1 protein-coding gene is annotated in these 21,338 nt (G+C 55.1%); it reads right to left on the reverse strand.

The features are described 5' to 3' along the window. Window positions 1-4: 4 nt before the first annotated feature. A complete protein-coding gene (locus tag B9A19_RS14795; RefSeq protein WP_084091583.1) occupies window positions 5-21,322 on the reverse strand; it encodes a polymorphic toxin-type HINT domain-containing protein in 21,318 nt (7,105 codons plus the stop codon). Window positions 21,323-21,338: the final 16 nt, after the last annotated feature.

The following is a 21,338-nucleotide window of genomic DNA, read 5'->3' on the forward strand; positions in this document are numbered from 1 at the left end:
CACCTTATTGTGGGAAATACGTTACTTGGCGCCATTCACTAGCAGTTGGCACATACTCCCAAACAACCTTGGCTTTCATCAGGGGGGTAGGATCAATTTGAGTCAGTAGCGACCCAGACGCATCACGGATAGCTTGACCAGTAATTGGATCTTTAACCTTAACAACCGCCGCACCAAAGCCACTAGGGCTAGATGTTGTAACAGTAAGTGTATGTCGTACAGGTGCCCCGTTAGGTAACATATAACTAGGAACGCCATTCGTACCAGTAACGCCAGGAGGAACAATACCATTATCCAAGTCGTTCAGTAGCTGACCATACGCTCTTCCAAGAGCTTCCGCTTCACCTTCTGGAGTAAAAAACTTCGAGGCTCGGCTAGTAGGCGCATTTCTTAAAGTCGGAGTTAGCCCAGTTTTTACTCGCTCTGCTTGCTGCGAATACAGCGTCTGAAATCCATGATCACCATGCCCGTGTCCCATCGACGATGAATTCGGAAGCGGGTTCTCAAGCGGCATGTCCACATTTGAAACGGTTAGCTCTGCGCGCTGGCGTCGATAGCTCAGAGTCCAATCTTCCCTAGTGATGCTTCGCTCATTCGGCAGAGGCCTATAGCCTCGCGCTTCCAGCCCCACTTCATTTTTAACATCCACCCAATTAATACTGGAAGAGTTATGTACCCAAACCCCAAGCGTGCCAACAAAATACGTATGAACGTCAGCAACTTCAAAATTGTAAGCAGTCGCCCGGTTCGGATCTACCTCGACCGCAATGACCTCGGCGCAGCCATGCTCAAGCAACACGATTTGATCGCCAGGCAATAGATCTTTGGCTGCTCGCCAACGCTGCTCACGCACGAAGAACGGGTGTTCATTTGTTGAAGAAATCGTCTCCAAACTACCATCATGGCCGCGTAAGGTAATGTTGACAATTATTTTGTCATCAATCACAAAAAGCTGCTTCACCGCCCTCCAGCTGGTCGCTCCCGTATGTTCGTTGCGTGCAGCAACAAAGTCACCGACGGTGATTGTCTCGATCGGTTTTGATCCCAACTCTGTATGCACCAACGTGCCGGCGACAAAGCACTCGGTATAGTACAAAGATGACCGCTCCGTTTGTACAGCAGTACTTGCCGTTCCTTGAAGCGACATCCCGCGAACCGGCCCACTATACTCCACCTCCGCCGCACGATACGTGAAGGACAATTCACCGCTCTTGTAGTTGCGGCTCAGTACAGACGGACCAATGCCATCCTCCGCCACAGTAGGCGTCTTCAGCAGGTTTGGCTTGGCGGCCATCGACATGGGTATCAGAGCATTGATCGCCATATCCGTCTTGTCGCTTTGCGCAATCATCCACTGCCGGTTGAGCTCCGTCGCCCCGCGGGTAAGAACCCGTTGTGCCGTCCAGCGGTCCTGGCCATACACGTTCTGCAATGAAGGCGGCAGGGCGTTGAACAGCTTGTATTCGTTGCCCCCCTTCCAGGTCTCAGTCAACGCATGCAGATTGTTTCTATTGAACTCAGCCGAATCCTTCAATCTGGATGCAAATTCACGCGCATCCGTACTCCGGCCAGTATCGGCAGAGACAGCCTCCAGGTAGCTGCGCGTTTTTTGAAGGTCATTGATATTTGCAAACGCTTCATTCCAGGTTCTTGCACTGCTGGTTGCATCCAGCCCTCTCTTGACCGACTTTCCATATGAGTCATATGCGCCATATGTATTTACCAGTTGTAGATCAAGATCCCCAACGCCGAGGAGATTCACATGGCTTCTTACAACATCAAAAACTGGATTCGTAGACGGCTGCAATTTATCCAGCACATCACCCACATTCTTATATATTTCTCGAACAGCAGGCCCCAGTGTATTTCGAGAGAAAGACTCAGCACTATCTAAAAAATCATAAGCCATACCAACCGGGCCACGATTCTTGAGATAATTTACCCACCCATCGAATTTCTGATTAAGTCCATCCTCTACTTCCTTGAACTTCAATCCTCGGTTGTTCAGGGAAATCATGCCTCCGCCCAGCTTGCTTAATTCACCTAGCTGAGCCGGAGAATAAGCATTCAAATCCCCTACTTGCAGGAGTTGGCCAATCTTCAAGAGAGGAGATCCGTATTGATTGTTCTTGATAGAATTATCTCTACGCATCATGACCATGGTTGCGCGCCAATCCGAACCACCAACCTCGCGCGCAAGCGCTTCAAGAGTGTCTCCTTTCTTGACAATGATAGAGCGCGGCTCTTTTTCTGCTGTAACGCCAGATGCCCCGAAGTGCCCAACCGAGGATAAGTCAAACTCCTCAGGCAGAAGACTACCCTCCCAAGGGTTTTCATAACGCCGCCGCGAGTCATTCCCAATCCAATCGCTACCATCCGGAATGGCCTTGTCACTGTTCCAACGCCCTTTCATCTCATCAAAGGAGTCGGAATAAGCTTTACCAACGCCCATCACGCTTGCCATATCATCAACTGGAACAAGCTGATTACGGTAGATATACGAGATGGACTGGGCTTGCTCCTGGCCTGCGGCCATCGCTTGCGTTCGTTTATCAATCCAAGGGTAGGCACCATCCGGTGCAGCAGGTGCATTCGATGCCTTGGCACCATACCAAAGGTCACGATAAATCCCATCTGGATCTGCAGCAACCGGCGATGTCTTCAGCTCGAATTCATTCTCCAGCGCCGTATTCAACGTCGCATCAAACACCTGCATCGGGTCAACCTTGCCGGTATTGACCAGCTGGCTGATCACGTTGCCGCCGATCCCCTTCAGGAAGCGCTGCGCGGTGCTCAGGCTGTTCGGATCACCAAATGCCCCGCCAGCAGCCCCCTGCAAGGCACCCGCCGCTACGCCGCGCCAGCTAAAGGAACTGATGCCGGCTGCCGACATCACCCCTTGGCTGATCACGCTGCTGGCGGCGCCGGTCAATGCGCCTGCGGCGACATTGCTCCATTGGAAGCCCTGGGTAGTCGCTACCGTCGCTGCTTCGGTAGCTGCGCCGGAGGCGGGGGTAAACATGCCCTTGATGGCATTCCCCAGCCCGGAACCACCAATACCAGCCGTCAAACCAGCACCAAGCGCGGCAATCCCTACCTGGCTCCACGAGAAGCTCTGGACATTGCCCATTGCCATGCCAACCCCTTGGCTGGCAATGCTCCCCACAGCGCCACCTATGGTTGCAGACAGCGCGGCCGTGGCTAGGCCACCGATTCCGGAAGCAATTGATCCACCCGCGATAGCCACCCCCAACTCCCCTCCTATCGCGGAGAACCCGGCAGACATGGTGGCACCAAACGTACCCAGACTTTGCCCCGCCAACAGCGTTGAAGCAGCCCCTGCGGTATAAATCGTCACCACCGCTGCCACCACCAGCATGATGACTTGGCCAAGCACCCCGCAACCATCATCATCCGCCTTCGGCACCGGCGCATTGGGCAAACTGGGGTTCACCTCACCCATTGCCTCGCCCGGGTTGTAGACCCGTTGCGTGGTGGCAGTGTGATGGATGTTGGTAACCTTGTTCGGCGTGCTCAATACCTGACCAGCACTCAGGGTTTCCTGGCCGGTTAGCCCGTTGGCTTCAGCCAATACGTACCACATACTGGCATCACCCCAAATCGCTTGGGCAATGCTTTGCAGGGTGTCACCGGTATTGACTATATAGCTGCCGCTGCTGTTGCCAGGGTAATCCGGGCTGATCGGCTCGTAGTTTTGGTCAAAGTCGGCCGAGGAAATCGGCTGCCAATCACGGTAGCGGGTGTCGTTGTTGCCCTGATTATTCAAGGCCTGCAGCGCGTCGGCATAGTCGTTGCGCGATGGGCCGTCATTGGCAACGTCGCCCACCCTCTTGCCGCCAACGTAGTAATACTGCCGCCAGCGGTACTGATTGCCGTTGATGTATTCATCGCGGCGCAGAATGAGGCCTTGTGCATCAAGCCGGTAAACGAAGTGGCGGTTGCCAATGCCGTTGTCGACCTTGTCGGCCACTTCAACATCGATCAGATGGCCGTTCACGTCGTATTTGTATTTGGCTTCGCCGGGCTTCCAGCCCGACACATTCGGCTGTAGCCCGCTAACGGTGACCTTGCTTTGCTTGGCGCCATCCCATAACTCATAGGCATAGGTGGTATCTACAATCGTGCTGGGACCGCTGTTGCCGGTTGAGACGGCGTGCGTACCAGCTAGCGTGCCGTTGGTTTGATAGTCGTAACGGGTATCGTTGGTGCTGGCCGTCGTACCGCTGGAAATCACCTTTAGGGTATTGATGCGGTTGTCACCCAGATAGGCGGTTTCGGTCGATTGCAAGACGCTTGTACCATTTTCCTTGTATTGCAAGGCCAAAGTCGTACGCCCGCCGGCATCGATGGTATTTGCGACACGTTTTGTGCCATTGATATTGACCTGAAGCAGGTAACCATCGTTTGAATATGTGTACTGCTCCGTGTGGCCGTTCTCGCTGTCGGCACCATATCCGGCAGAGTAGTCGGCAGCAATACGGCGCCCTGCCAGGTCATACGCCACGATGACACCCTCGGTGCCCTTGGTGATGGTGCCATTAACCAGGTTACCCTGGCTAACCAGAAAACGGTTCATGCTGTCGTAGGTGTACCAGAGGTCTTGGGTGCTATCGAGTACGCCATCAGCCGACTTGTAAGTAGTGTTCACCCGCCGCACGTTGCCATTCGCATCGTACTCATAGCGGATATCGGCACGCTGGTCGGCATTGAGCACGCGGCTGATGCGGTTTAGGGCGTCGTAGCTGATATTGGCACTTTGGTAGTACTCGCTCTGGCTGCCTGCCGGCACCAGATTGCGGTAGCCCTCAAAGGTACGATTACCTTCCCTGTCATAGGCATAATCGGTCTCGATCTTCATGGTGTTATCCGCGATCGATTTAATGTAGCCGTTGGCGTAATAGGTGTAGTCGATGTTCTGGCCGGTGGAGCTGGTTTGCTTGATTAGCCAACCCGCACGGTTGTACTGGTTGACGAAGTCATGCCCACCTTGATCCACCCGGTGGGTGAGGTGGCCAAAAACATCCTGATCGTCAATCGAGGCGCGCGCATCTGCAGTGCCATAGCCAACGGTAGTGATCTTGCGATAACCACCGGTGGCCGCACCATTCAGGCCCTGAATGGTGTTGAGATAGTTGTACTGATAGTCGGTAACGATCTTGGCGCCGTTGATGGTACGCACCACGCGACCAGCAAAGTCGTAATAAGTTTTGCTGACATTGCCATTGGCATCGGTGGTCTGGATACGGCGACCAGCGGCGTCATACACGTAGCGTTCGTGCGGATCCTTCACCGGATCGGCATTCAGCTGGCTATATGGGCTGGCATCTCCAATGGCCTTGGGCGCGATGTCTCTTCGCAGCCGGAACACATCGCTGATCTGGCCAGTATTGTTGTAGTTGTAGAGCGTGGTGCTGACCTTGCTGCTATCAATCACCTCGGTGCGGGCACGCACTTGACCAAACTCGTCGTAGTCATTCTGCACCCAGCCCTTGTCAGCATGCAGTTCTTTCTCTACCAGCGCCTGGCCTTGGGCATCACGATAGCCATTGGTGAAGTAATAGATGGCATTGCCATTGGCGTCGATCATGCCAACTTGGCGACCAGCCAAGCTATACAGGTATGTCGTGGTCGGCGTCACTGGGGCGGTGGCGCCATTGCTCAGTTTATTGGTGACGGAAGGATCACGCCGTTCGATCAGTTGCCCCAGCACGTTGTACTTGAGGTTGCGCACATTACCCAAGCCATCAGTCTCGCTGATGATTTCGCCAAAAGCGTTGTAGGCTTGTGAGCGGGTGATATTGAGATTACGCGTGGCGGTGAGTGAGTAGGTCCAGCGTTCTTCAACGTTGCCAGCCGGGCCACCGGTGCCAAGAATGAAGCTATCGCTACGGCGGCTCAGCACGTTGCCGCTGGCGTCAAGCAGATCGTAGAAATACTCGTAGCTGCGCCAGCCTTGCGCTGGTGCGAGCGTGGTGGCATCGAGCGTAAAGTAGCCGTTGTAGATGCCTAGCGTTTGGGTGGTAAACGGCTGGACGCTGGCCAGATCCTGATCGGAGGTGAGGCGGCCCGCATCGTCGGAGCCCTTGATACGATAGGACAACCGTGCCGAAACGGCGTTTGGGTCATTGGCGGTGAAAGTGACTTTGGTGGGATCGCGAGTCAATTCACCCGCAACCAATACCTTCGCGTCGGCGCCCAGCGCAACCGTTGCTGTGCCCTTGGTAATCGGCGGATTACCGCCGATCGGCGATTGCGCAGCAAAAGTGACATCGTACCAGTAAGTTTTGGTCGGATCGGGCACCAACCGCGACACATCAAAGATATATGTGGTCGGCGCGTTAAAGTCCGCATGGCCGCCCTGCGCCCAGACATCGTATGTCCAGCTTAGGTTGGAATTGGTCTGGCCATTGCTCTTGGCGGTGAAGGTAATCCTCATATTGGCAGGACTAGCCGAACCATTGCCAAAATACCCGTTAATGGTAAATTGGGACGGGAATAACGTGTCGTTGTTCTTATAATCAGCCATTGGCATGTAGGCCAGCACATTGCGTCTACTGGTATCCAGCCTGCCAGCAATGTCATTCGTAATCACTGGCGAACTTGTGCTGCCGCCGGACGGAAGCGGCGTCTGCATATTGAAATAACTGATCAATTCGAAATCGAGTTCAATATCCTGTGAACTGCTGGCATTGCTAAATCCCAGCGCAATCAATTTATCGGTCGTGAATTGGCTGGTGTCCACGGTAAACCAGCCTGGAATCACTTGGTTATTGACCATTTTTGGCTGTAAGATATTGTTGCCAGCTGCGTAAACGGACTCGGTACCACCGACAAAGGCCCAGTCGCCCATCGCCATGCGTTGCACCTGGCCATTGACGACGTTTTTCTGAATCGCCCGAACTTTCAACCAACTATAAGTCGTCGGCATGTTGCCCAAGCTGTCGCCTCTCCCCTGATCTACCAGATTGAGCAAGCCATTGCTATCCACATAGCTGAAACCATCCCCCCCCACCTTGGGCGCTTCCCCCAAAACAGGGGAGAAATAGCTGTTATCGCCAGCGCTGAGCATGGTGCCATTCAGGCGGGCCAATACCATCTGGTTACCGGTGCCCCCAGGGGCCCCCAGACCAATATACTGGAATTCGTAGGCCACCCCTTCCTGCATGCCGGCACTGGCTGCAGTAAAGAGAAAGGTATTGGTCAAAGCCAAATCTTTACTCAGGGTTAGTTGCTGATAACCCGTAGTGCTGCCCACCGGGCGGTAGCTAACGACCAGCGTCTTGACATCGCTATTGATATTGCGCACCAAGAAACTACGTTGATAGTTGTCCGTTTTCATCTCAATAGAGTATGGCTGGACTGCCCCGCTTGGTCTTTGGGGAGCTTGTGTTGCCGACTGCTTGGCCCCCCAGCCGGTAGGTGCCGCCAACACCAATTGGGATTGCGCCACCATGATTCTGTCGGTGGCCCGCTCCAAAAACATCTTGACCTTGATTCCCTTCACATTAGTCAGGTTAACCGGCACGTTGAACTTGGTATCTTGTGCTCCGGCATAGGCTTGGTACAAGGACTGGTCATTACTGTTCTGCACTTCCAGGATGTAACGATCTCCCCAGCCCTTCAAACTGACGGGGATATCCACCGAGACGTTGGTAATGTTGTAGCTTCCATACGCGAAAGACACCATGGTGTCCGGGCCGTTGCCGGTATAGTTTTCAATCACATTGCCGGAGGCCGCTACAGTTGCCGTCAATGTTTGTCCACCCGCCAATCCCGCCGAATAAACAACACCGGGGTTGGGCACGGCAATGCCCGGCTTGCTCGAACTGCTGCCAGGCTGCGTGACAGTCGGTTGCGTGGCGCTGCGGCGCATCAAGACACCATTTTTCAGGCTTGCCTCGCCAATGCTGACTGCATTGCCACTGCCATCAATGGCTTTGAACAGCATTTCATAGTTGCCACTCAGCACATCGCTGCGGCCAAAATTCGCCAGATCGCAGCTGAACCAGGTGCTGTTATCAGTACCAATCTTCACAACAGCAGGCTGGCCGGTTCCGGCCGTGCCCCATACATCATTGCTGCCTAACGGACGCAGCCAGACTTGTACCTGGGATGTGGTGGCCGGCTGGCCTGAGATCAGCAGCTGCGATTGCGCAGTAGCAGCCGTTGCTGCTGTCAATGCCGTGTAGAGCGTGCTCGACGGCGGCGAAAGATTTTCATCCCTGTCGTACTTGTAATTGGGCAAGGCAATTTGCGCGCTCGCGCTGCGCAATTGCCGCTGGCCATACATCATTTTGTAAATGCTGATGCTGTAGCCGTAATAAATACTACTCACCGAAACTTGGGTAGTCGTAGTGGACCCGCTAACCTGTTTGGTCGCGATAATGCGATTGGCACTATCCTTAATCTCAATAACAAAGTCACCTGAGTCATAGCCCGGCGTGGCCGGTAGTGTCACATTCAGTGCGGCTGCTACAATTTGTGGCGGTTCAGCAGGATAAGGACGAAGCCCCCAAGTAATATTCTGAAGCACTGCTTGACCAGCCTGATTCGCGCTGGCTTTGAATAGCGAAATCTGGCCAGACTCTGGGATGACGGCCTGAGCAGCTTGGGCCGATTTGGTCACTGTAATGGTAATTGGATTAGTTGGCGATAGATCCTGATTGACCGACAAATTGGCAGTCTGCAGCTGCGCCAGCACATCCGCCACAGTAAAGTCAGGCTGGTAAGTCTTGATCGCCTGATTTTTCTTGTCGTATTCGGTGATGGTCTTGGCAAACGAAGCGTATTGCGACACGGTAGCGGTCGACACGTCTTCATTCCCCATACCAGCCTGGAAGCTGAGTGTGGCATTACCGTTGCCATCATAGATGTATTGCGTCACCACACCGGTGTTGCTGGTACCTGACACCATATGGCCCAATTGATCATACTTGGACCATTGCTGCCATGTGCCGAGGTTATCGGTAATGGTTGGCGCAACAATATCGCTGTCATAGCGTGCCTTGCGGGTACGGCGCTGGGTAATTTCGCCAAAGGCGTTGTACAGCGTATCGGTGACCTGATCATATTGCGCGCTGCTGCCCGTCATCCGCTTGGACATGCGGCTGATCTCACGCCCCATCTGGTCGTAGTTGACGATAGTGACATCGGTAAACGCCTGGCCACTACTGGCAGCGTTGGCAGCAAATACCGAACCGACATAGGTGAGATTACCCAAGCGATCATACTTATAGACCACAACGTTGTTGGCTGCGTCGATGGTTTTCGTGAGCTTGCCATTCGCCCAGAACTGCTGCTTGGTGCGATCATCGGTGCTGGAATTAGCCAATTGGGTTTCCGTCACCACATCGCCAAGACCATCGTAGGTATAGCGGGTACGCTCGGCGGTAGTGTCACCAGTGGCAAGCTTGCTACGGTAAACCCGTTTTTCAGTTACCCGCCCCAAAGTGTCATACACCATCTCATTGACATAGCCATCCGCATCAATCTGCCGGGTAACGTTGCCCAAGCCATCATAGAACAGACTGGTGATGGCTGTGCCAGTTCCACCAGTAACTTGCAAGTCACCCTGACCCATATAAACGTTGGAACCGTAAGGATTATTGCCAAGAGTCAGATTTGTATATTTCACATTACTAACGGTCTTGCGAATTACCCTCCCCATCGCGTCCAGATCAGAAATGGTAACGCGATCATCGGCACTGACCGTGGGGGTTTGTTGCAGACCACGCTGCGGGTTGGCCAATTTGTTGGCATAGCGAATCTCGACAACCCGGTTCGGCAAGTACTGCCAAGCAGTCACATACCCCTCAGCATCCACCAGCTGAATCTGCCGGCCCAACCCATCGTAGTAGCGGTAAGTCGAATTGCCACGACGGTCGACCTCCTGCAGCAAATTACCAATGGCATCGAAATACTTGACGGTCTGCAGCGACCCGGTATTCAGCTGATAGGTGCCATTCGTCATGGCGCTATACACCACAGCCGTGGTGCGTTCGCTGCCCATGTGGCCGAGGGCATCGTAGGTATAAAATAACGTACGGTCTTTCATCCCATCCACCACCACAGTAGGTGGTGTCGCAGCGCCCACCGCCGGCATGCTGGTCAGCCTGTTGGCATAGGTGGTGGTATCCAGAACCAACGCGCCGCTGTCATAACGACGTATGGTACATACACCTTCCGGGCTCACCTGCACCACGACACGGTTAGCCCTGTCATAGAAATTGAGCGTACGGTTGGGGTTGCTGATCTGGCCCGGCGCATTCTGGTCTTGCAAACCCACCTGAGTTTCCACGACATTGCCACGATTGTCGTAAAAGGTTCGCTCCAGCATCTGGGCGTTTGTGGAGCCACCAGTTAGTGGATCGTAGGCTTCGAACGACTGGGACAGTTTGCTGATTTGCCGGCCTAATTTGTCGTAGCCGAACTCGGTGATGCGTTGTTCGGTTAGCCCAGCGGCTTCCACCGCCCGGATACGGTTGCCAAATACGTCATACTGGTATTGATTTTTCACCACCTGCCCGCTGGCATTGGCAACCGGCAGTATGTCTTCAAGCCGATTACCGCGACGGTCATACCTGTAGCTAGCTGTGCCGCCGTTAGCATTGGTCGCCGTGGCTTGCTGACCAAACGCGTTGTAGCTATAGCGTTCCTGGACCAGAGCCGTGCTTTGATCAGCCCGAACCACGCTAGTGGCGCTGGCAACACGCTGATTACGCAGGTCATAGCTATCGTTGGAAACGAAATCCTTTCCATCGCTATTTATGAAGGCAGCCTGTGGCGTTTGGCCGCTCAAAACAATCTGGATGAACTGACCAGGAACAATCGTGCCTTGTACGCGATTCAGATACGTTGTCTTGCCCACCAGGTTGCCAAAAGCATCGTAGCGATAGTCAGTCAGGAAACCGGTCGGGGCGATATTTTGAATCACCTGACCCTTGGTGTCGTACACCTTGTAAGTCGTATTGCCAACAAAGTCGACCGATTTGATTACATTCCCAAAGGCGTCGTAATTGATCTGCGTCTGGTTGCTCAGTTGGTTCTTCACACCAGTCAGGCGGCCTAGTACGTCAAAGCTTTGAACTACGCTAAGGGCGGCTCGGATAACGAGATTACCGGTGACCTGTGCGGCAGAAGCCGCATAGCCACGGCTGGTACGCTCGACCTGTGCCCAGGCCGCATCCGAGGTGTAAAGCGCATAGTTGCGTGGATCAAGTATCGCCACGCGATTGCCCAGCGCATCCAACGTGTATTCGGTCACGCCAACCTCGGCCGTGCCATAGGCCGTGCTTCTCCGAATCAATCGACCCGCACGATCATAATCAAAATGCGTGACAACGCCATCGGCAGTGCCATCGGCATCAATCTGGTCGGTAACCAGGCCACGTGCATCGTAAACGTGACGAACCTGGATGCCGGCTTCGTTCACATCCGTGAGCTTACGGCCAGCACTGTCATAGGTAGCACGCTGTACCCGATCATTGGCGCCCGCTACATTCGGCCGCAGCGCATCCAGATTGATCGGCAGCTTGTCGGTCGGGCTGAAGCCGCTGGCGAGCGCCTTGGCGGCATAACGCACCACGCTGGTCTGACGACCTGCACTATCGAGCAGGTATTCGGTCAGGTAGCCTTCGGCATCGACACTGGCCACTTGGCGGCCAACGCTGTCATAGACGGAATAGCTGGTGCGATCATTGGCAGCATCGGCAACGACGGCATTAGCGAGATTGGCTGCGCTACGGACCGCCGGCACCGTGATGGCTTTGGCATATTGGGTAACTGCGGCCAATTGGCCATAGCTGTTGTAGCGAGTCTGCGTGACATATCCCAGTGCATCGATGCGATAGATCTGCCGATCCAGCGCGTCATAAACCGCATAGCTGGTCTGATTGGCCGGATTGGCGGCATTAAGTAGCGCAACCAGATCGCTACGTGTTTGCCAGACCGCCGTGCTCGCCAGTGGCGTGGCATAGGCAATGCGTTGCACCACGTTATTGTCACGGTCATAACGCTGCTCGACCACGTTGCCCAGCGCATCCACCGTCTGGGTCAGGCGGTTGTCCTGGTCGTAGGCGTAGCGAGTGATTTGCGCAGCAGGGTCCACAACACTGCCATTAGGCCCCGGATAGAGGCCTTGTAGCGTCGCCAGCACGTTGGCATCGTTGACGGTCGCTGGAATGGTGATGGGTTTGCTGTAGCGAATGTCGGCAATGCGGTTGCCTTGTGCGTCATAACGCACCTCACTGACGTCACCTAGCGCGTCGATGGTGTAATGCACCCGGCCATTGCCATCGTAGGTGAAGCGGGTGGCATTGTTGGCGGCATCGTAGCGTGCAGTCACCTGCCCTACCGCATCGTACTCATAACGCGTGGTTAGCTTGAGCCCGTTGGCGTCAGCAACTTCGGTCAGGCGACGGTTGAAGTTGTCATAGGTGTAGGTAGTAACACGCGGGGTGCTGCTGCCGGCCGCTTCGGTCAACTGAGTGATGTTGTCGGCGGCGTCGTACACATACTCGGTGCGCAACGCCAACGCGCCAGCCTTGGTCGAGCCATCCGGATTGGTAGCCGGGTCGATCGTGCTGGCCGTCACCCGACCACGCTTGTCGAACTCGGTCTTGACCCATACGCCGTCCGGGCGCTTTTCCCAGATCTTTTGGCCGGTGCCGTCAAAGCGATACTCACTCGTGAGGTTCGCATTGCCTGGGTCAACCTGACGCGTCAGCACGCGACCGCTGGCATCGTAGCTGAAGCGGGTAATGACGCCATGCGCATTGGTCTCAATGACATTGCCCGCTTTGTCATAGCTGGTGGTCGAGACCAGATCGACTTCGTTGGCGCCATCCACCTCCGCGATGCGTTGACCATTACGATCATAAAGATAAGTCGTAATGTGACCTTCACCATTGGTCACTTTGACGACTTCACCCTGCGCATTGCGCTGGGTGGTGACAGCCACGCCTTCCGGGGTGGTGACGCTGGCTTCGCGCGTGGTGCCGTTGTAGGCGTAGCGGGTGGTTTTGCCATTGCCGTCGGTGGTGGAGTACACCCGGCCCAGCATGTCGTAGCTGGTGTAACGGCTAGCGCCGGTGGGGTCAGTCACCTGGACGATGCGGCCATCGCCGTCATAGGCGGTGGTGGTGGTGCGGCCCAGCGCGTCGATCTGGGCGATCAGGCGGCCAAAGGTGTCATAGCGGTTCTCGGTGACGGTGCCGCTGACCCGGCTGAAGCGCAGGTGGCCCAATTTGTCGTATTCACGGGATTCTGCCCGCCAGCCACCATCCGTCGCCACCGCGCTTGCCGTCAAGGCCTCACCAAAGGCGTTGTAATCGACTGATCGAAGCGCCCCTACGGCATCCCGCTCGTTAGCAAGCAACCCCAGACTGTTATAGCTGAATGCCTTGAATTGGTCCTTGCTGGCATCCTTGAGCGAAGCCAGTTGAGCATATGGGAAACTGGTAATCGCGCCTCCCGCCAAGCTCGTCACCAGTGAGCGAGCGAGCTTGTTGGCATAGCGAGCTGAGCTGGCCACCAATCCCAATGTATTGTAACTGGTTTCCTCAACCTCGCCATCATCATTGACGGTCAGGACGATGCGATCATTCGCATCGTAGTAATACACTGTCAGGCGACCACTCCCATCCCGCATCGTCGCCCGGCGACCCGCTGCATCGTAGGTATAGGTGATCTTGCCCGCTTCATTGCCACTGGCCACCGCCTCGCCATTCAGCTCGGCCGTCACATGACCTTGTGCGTCGTAGCGCCACTGTTGCGTGCGCTGGTCGGCAGTGCCCTGCGCCGTGACTTTTTGCGTGAGGTTGCCGGCGGCGTCGTAGCTGTAGGTGGTAATGCTGCTCTGCGGCTGGCGCTCTTCGCGGATCACCCGGTTCAGGTAGTCGAAGCTGCGGATCAGGGTCTGGTCTTCGCTGCTGCTGCTCGGCGTGGCAGCTGCGAGGGTCTGCGCATTGCGATCCTTCGCCGCCAAGGCATAGTGTATTTCGTAAGTGGAGTTGCCGGCCTGGTCGTAGCGATACTCGGTCAGCGCGCCGGTGGGGTCGATCGTGCCGACCAGACGGCCACGGCCGTCGTAGATGTAGTTCGTGCTGATATCCGTCGCGCTGCTGGCCGGGCGCAGCGCAGTGAGATCACCGCTCTGGCGCAGTGCCGGGTCGGTGGCGGTGCCGTAACGTATGCTGGCGGTGCGCCAGCCTGCGGCATTGTATTTGTATTCGTTCAGTGCACCTTCGCCATCCAGCTCGGCTTGCAGCAAGCCATCGGCGCTATAGAAGTAACGCTGCTGGCGGTCGTGCGTGGCATCTGCCCCATAAGTGGCGGACTGACCGCGCACTGCAGCGTCACTGCCTTCGTTGCCCGCAACAATATTTGAGGTGACCGCGTAGGAGTTGATCGTTTTGGCATAGCGAATCACATCGGTACGCGCACCGCTACCATCGTAGCGATATTCAATGACGTTGCTGGTGCCGAGCGTAAGTTCATCCAGCTCGAACGTCTGCTGCCCTGCGGCGTTGTAGAAGTAACGCACCACGCTGTCAGTACTGGTGCTGTTGCGCAGTGTTGCCAGTGCAACGCCAGCCGGGTTGGCAGCCAAGGTAGACAGATTACTGGTGGTCACCCGCAGGGTATAACGGGTCTTCTGGATCAGCAGTCCGTTCTTGTCATACACGAACTCTGTCAGCGCGCCATCAGGCGCGACCTCGCCGATCTTGCGACCTGCCGCGTCGTACAAATAGTAAGTGCTATCGCTGGCCGGGTCGGTACGCTGCACCAGGCGATTGAAGGCGTCATAGGTATAGCGGGTGGTGCCAAAGTCGCTGGCGCCCGCCTTCTGATTCTGGCTGATCAGATTGCCCAGCGCATCATAGCTGGACGTGAGTACCAAGCCGTTGGCCTGGGTGACCTGAATCTGATGATTGATGTCATCGTAAACCGTGCTGGTGATAGCACCAACACCATTCGCATCATATTGCGTGCGGGTCAGTACACGCCCGAAACTGTCATAGGTAAACGCAGTGCTGTAGTCGTTGGCAATGCCGGGGGTATTCAACCCGCGCTGCTCGGTCTGCTGCTGCAAACGCCCCAGAGCATCATAGGCAAAGACCGTCTTGATCGGCGTTTGCGGCTGGCCGCTGCCATCCAGGCGCTCGTAGGAGGTGGTCGCAACCACCTCGCCAAAGCTGTCATAGTCGGTATCGGTGCGCATGACCGTGGTCGGGTCGCTGGCAACAGCCCAGGCGGCAAGGTCGCTCAGGCCAGCAGCAGCTGCGGTGTAATAGCTACCGTTGTACTGCAACGTTTGCACACGCTGGCCACGATTATCGTAGCGATATTCGTTGACACGCCCTTCCGGCGAAATCTTGAAGCGCAGTTGGCCCAAAGCGTCGTAAACATAGCGGGTAGCGCGCGCACCGCCGGGGTCAGTCCCTGCCAGGCCATCGGTATCGAAGCCGGTAAATTCACGCCGCTCGATAACATGGCCGGCATTATCGAATACCTGCCGCACGGCGCGGCCAGTGGCATCAAGCTGATAAACCTGGTTGCCAAAGGCGTCATAAGCAAAACGGGTTACATTGCCCGCCGCGTCATAGCGGGCCGTGACATGACCAAGGCTATCGTATTCGTAACGGGTTACCGACTTGATGCCGCTCGGGTCTACCGTTTCAGTTAGTACATTGCTATTGGCGTCGTAGGTGTATTCGGTGATGCGCTGCGCAGCCGTCCCAACCGCTTCGGTCTTGCGGATGACCCGGCCTGCCAGATCATAATCCAGGTGCGTGGTGACCTTGCCAGCTGTATTGTCTGCCGCTACCTGATCAACCAGTTGGCCCAAACCGTTATAGACATAACGGGTTTGCGTGCCATCCGCCGCAATGGAAAGCACCATGCGACCTGCAGCATCAAACACACTGCGCGCATTGTGGTCAGTGCTGCCCACGCTGGCTGGCTTGACCTGGCTCAGCACCAGTTGCCAGTTGGCACCCGGTACGAAACCATCTGCCACGACCTTGGCGGCATAGCGGATGAAGGCGGTACGCTGGCCCAGGCCGTCGTATTGGTATTCGGTCAGATAGCCAGCGGCATCGAGCACACCGTTCTGGCGGCCGGCACTGTCATAGCTGTAATACTCGGCGCGATCAGCAGGGCTGCTGACCAGTGCTGCACTGACCGTGGCAGCGGTCAACGATGCTGGTAGCGTGATCGGCGTTGCATGGTGAATCACCGCGACCAGGCGGCTTGCACTGTCATAGCGCTTCTCGGTCACCAAGCCAGCCGCATCGATCTCGAATGTCGGCCGGTTGAATGCATCCACCACGGTGTAGTGAGCCTGATCGGTAGCCCCCGGCTGCAATGCGGCGGCAACAGCCGCAGCCCACTGAGTGGCATCGCTCGGCCAAGTGATGGCAATCGGTTTGGCATATGCAATCGTCGCACTGAGATTGCCATACACATCGTAGCGACGCTCAGTCACGCCGCCATTGCCATCAATGCTGTATTTCAGGCGACCCTGGTTGTCGTAAACCGAATGGGTTTCTTGGACAGAACCAGAGAAGAAATCTGCCGGAACATTGAAGCAATTCCACGTATTTTCATTGTGGTAGCTGGTGTTCAATACGCCAGTGCGCGCCAGAATGGCATTACCATTTTCATCATAGACATATTGCGTGGCATTGAATTGAGGATCAACCACCAACCAAAGACGATTATAATTAGTATCATATCGATAAGATGTCTTGTTACCAGATGCATCGTATGTCGCAGTCAGCAAAACCCCACGCGCGGCCGAATATTCGTAGCGCTTGGTTAGCTCAAGGCCTGTATGCGCGGGAATACTATTAGCCGTCGAAGGATTGATCGCAGGCGTACTTGGATCCACCATCTCGGAAAGACGGTGATGTGTCGTATCATAAGTATACGTCGTGATGCGGGGAGCAAGCCCAGTAGCGTCCTCACGCTTCTTGATGACATTACCTGCCACATCATAGGTATATTCTGTGCTTATCGCCAAAGCACCGGGCTTGCTGACACCATCCGGACCTACCGGTGGGTCAATGATAGACATAACAATCCTACCTTGCCTATCAAATAGGTTCTGGGTCCAGATGCCATCCGGACGTCTCTCCCAAACTTGATATCCCCTGCCATCGAACTGATACTGCGTGACCAGATTCAATCCGTCTGGATCAACCTGCCTTGTCAATACCCGACCGCTGGCATCGTAGCTATAGCGGGTCAGCACGCTGTTTTCCGTACGCTCGAGCAAATTGCCAGCGCCATCGTACTTGTTGCTGGTGACCAGATCTGAGCCATTGGCATGCACGATCTTGGTCAACAAGCGGCCATTCAAATCATAGGTATAGCTTTCTGACCGGCCTTGATTATCGGTAATGGACAACACCTCACCAAATACGTTCAACTTGGTGGTAACAATCAGCCCATCCGGTGTGGTCACCGTCATTTCACGGGCACTGCCATTGTAGCTGTATAGCGTTTTAGCTCCATTGCCATTCGTGACAGTGGAGATGCGCCCCAATCCATCGTACGATGTATAAGTCAACCCGGTGAGACTGCTGTAGCGACTTAGCGCTTGCCCTACTTTATTGAGTGAATAAGAAACGTACTCTCCGGAATAAAGATACTCGTACGTCAAATTACCAAATGCGTTATAAACCTTTCCAACCAAGGTCGTCGACGCTGAAAAATCGCCTGACTGGACTGACGAAGCCCCCAGCAAATCAGGCGAAGCAACTAAATCACTCGAAGATCTTACTATGCCATTCAAATCGGCAAGCTGCTGCCCCTGAAGCCCAAATCCGGTACCGCTAGGCAAATTTCCGTAGATCCCCTTGAGTTGGTCAAATTGATTATAAACGTACCGAGCACCCTGAGCCGACACCAAAGCCGAAATGAGCAAACCACGCGCATTAAATTGCTTGGATGTAACTTTCGACACTCCAGGCAGCTTGGAAGCAATAAGAGAGGAAACGGATGCGGTCAGGTCGCCACCACCAAGGGACAACAAATCACTTTGAGGCAGCTTGGCTGAATAATTCAGCACCATTATCCAGATCGGCGAGTTGTACTGCGTTTTCTCAACTTCACCATCTGGGCTCACTGTCAATACAATTCGATCATTCACGTCATAATAGAAGACGCTTCTTCTTCCATTGCCGTCAATGCTTGCAATTTTCCGACCCGCCAGATCATAGACATTGGTAATCGTGCCAATATCCGTCCCACTGGCAACGGCTTCTGCACTAATTTCCTGCACCAAATGACCTTGCGGATCATAGCGCCAGCGCTGGGTGCGTGGTGCAGCAGTACCCAAGCCACTTGTTCTTTCTACCAGATTGCCAACCGCGTCATAGGAATAGACGGTGATCAGCCCTTGCGGCTGCAATTCCTCGCGGATTACCCGATTCAGGTGGTCATAAGCTCTTAGCGTGCGTTGGTCTTCCAAACTCGCGTCGGGGCGTGCCGCTGCAAGCGTTTCCGCGCTTTTATCCTTGGCCAAGGCCGCATAGCGAATTTCGCTGATGCGATTTCCAGCATCATCGTAGGCATACTCAACAAGACGGCCTTCCGGATCAATTTCGCCAATCAACCTGCCAATGCCATCATAATAGCGAGCATAGAAACGATCAGGGCTACGCGCAGCACCTGCGACAATTTCGTTCAGCGTTTTTTCAGGCCCACCATCTCGAATACCGCCATATTCCTTCTCGTTAATTCGCGTTACCTGGCCAAGAATGTTGTAAGTATATACATCGATAGTTGCAGATTTTTTCACCTCCCCTGATAGCAACCCATCACCAGTGTAAAAGTAATGTATATATTGATTCTTTCCAGCCCACGCCCACGTGGCAACAGAAGCCGGAACAAATTTTGACGACAGGGACGCCACAATACCGGCGCCAGCCTCAACACCAGCAACAAATTGACTAGTTACATCCGAAAGAGAGATAGTCTGATCATAGAAAAAGATCAGCGTTTTCCGCCCAAGGCCATCATAACGGTATTCATATACAGATGCAGTTCCATCGGTCAAATCATGCACTTCATAACCCAATTGACCGTCAGCATTATAAAAATAGTAATTGCTATTAGTCACACCTGCCGGGCGAATTGAATTTAGCGTCAAATCGGCAGGATGGGTCGAAAAACCCGCCAAAACGGTCAAGTCCACAAAGCTTGAGTATTTAATACTCTGAACCACTTGGCCAGCATTGTTATATACCAGCTCTGAAATCGTGCCATCTGGCTTGATCTCGGCCACCTGCCGATTATTGTTATCAAACAGATAGTACGTAATATGACCCAACGGATCAATTTGCTGCACGCGATTGCCGCGCAGGTCATATGCATATTGTGTGGTGCCTAACGCCACACTGTTGGCGCTTTCGCTATGCGTGATCAGCTTGCCAGCCTGATCGTAGACCGAGGTAATCAACAAGCCATTGGCTTGGGTCAACTGCATTTGCCGATTGGCATCGTCATACACGGTACTGGTCACCGTGGCTACGCCGTTGGCGTCGTACTGGCTCATGGTCAGCACGCGGCCCAGGCCATCGTAGGTGTAGGCGGTACTGTAATCGTTGGCAACACCCGTGGTCTTGACAACGCGCGGGTCGATGCGTTGCAGCAAACGACCAAATGCGTCGTAGACATAAGCGGTGGTGAGCGGATTTTGCCCCTGACCGGCCGCATCCACAGCACCATAGCTGGTGACCGCCTGAATCTGGCCAAGCATGTCGTAGGCGGTGTCGGTGCGCTGACTTTGTGTCAGGTTACGTGCAGCAGCCCAAGTGGTCAGGTCGGCCAACGTGGCAGTCGTGCCAGCATAGAAGACGTCGCCATATTGCCATTGCTGTACGGCCAAGCCGCGGCTGTCATAGCGCAGTTCGGTCACGCGCCCGTCGGGAGTAATGCGGAAGCGCAGATTGCCTTGTGTATCGTAGACGTAGCGGGTGTCGAGCCCGTTGAGCGGATCATTGCCACCCAGACCATCAGTGTCAAAGTCCGTAAACGTACGCTGTACAATCAGTCGATCATTGGCATTGTAAATACGGCGAATCGCGATCCCTGAGGCATGCAGTTCGTAGACTTTGTTGCCACGGGCATCATAGCTGTAATCCACCCGGCCGCCCCGGCCGTCGATCACGCTGGTGAGATTGCCGGCCGCGTCGTAGCCAAAGCGGGTGACATTGGGGCCAAAGCTGTCGGATGGGTAGGCAATCTGGCTGAGCTGGCCGCTGGTATCGGTAGTGAATACCGTCTTCAGCCCGGTCGGATCGGTGACAGTGGTAGCGCCGGCGGCGCTGTCGTAGCTGTAGGTGCTGGTGCGGATGTCGCTGGCGCTGCGCACGTCCTTGACGGTGGCGATACGGAAGCTGCCGTCGTAGGTGAATTCCAACCGGCTGCCGTCGGTCTGGCTGAGGCTGGCCAGGCGGTTGCTGCTGCCGTCGTAAGTGTAGGTGGTGACGTAGGCTTTGCCATCGACAGTGCTGCTGTCTTCCGGGGTGAGGTCGACGGTGACCTTGCTCAGGCGGTTCTGGGCGTCGTAGGCGTAGCGGACGCGAGAGGTGCTCACGTCGACGTTGCTGGCATTCTTGGCGATGTTGGCGACTTCGGTCAGCAGCGTGCCCGAGTAGACCAGTTGCAGCGCGCTGTTGTAGTTGCTGTCGCCAGCGCCCCAGGATTCAAGGCGCCTGATCTGGCCGTTGGTGTTGTACTGGATGCGGATTTCGTCACCAGCAGCATTGATCTGTGTGGCCAGTCGCCATGCCGTGCCGCTGCCGTCGGTCTTGTAGACTTCGCTACTGCCGCTCTTGCCGTCTTTCCAGCTCCATTGCTGGTTGCCGGCGGTGTAGCGCAGACTATCGAAAGCGCCATCACCGGCGGTGCTGACATATTCGCCTCGAGCGATGTCGTACGCGTAGGTGGTTTCGAATTCGTCGCCATCCACCCGCTTGATGGTGCTGCCAGCAGTATTGACCGTACCCGTCAGTCCATAGATGCGCTTGTAGAAGCCGATGCGCCACTGGTCGTTGTTGTCGCCGTCCCAGCTGCCATTGCTGTTGTAAGTACGCAGCAGATCCGGCTGTAGGCCACCGCCCAGCAGCAAGGTATCGTGCTGCTGCAAAACCAGATTGCCGGTGCTGGCGTTGACATAAACGCCCTCGCCGCCGTTACCGGTTTTGGCATCCCCAACGACTCCTTGCGAGCCCAACACCTCGCGCGAGGAACCCGACAGACCCAGACCATTGCCACCAACAATCGCAACCATGCTCGATATCTTCCGT

Origin of the sequence: Andreprevotia lacus DSM 23236 (genome assembly GCF_900176275.1) — a bacterium.
GTDB lineage: Bacteria > Pseudomonadota > Gammaproteobacteria > Burkholderiales > Chitinibacteraceae > Andreprevotia > Andreprevotia lacus.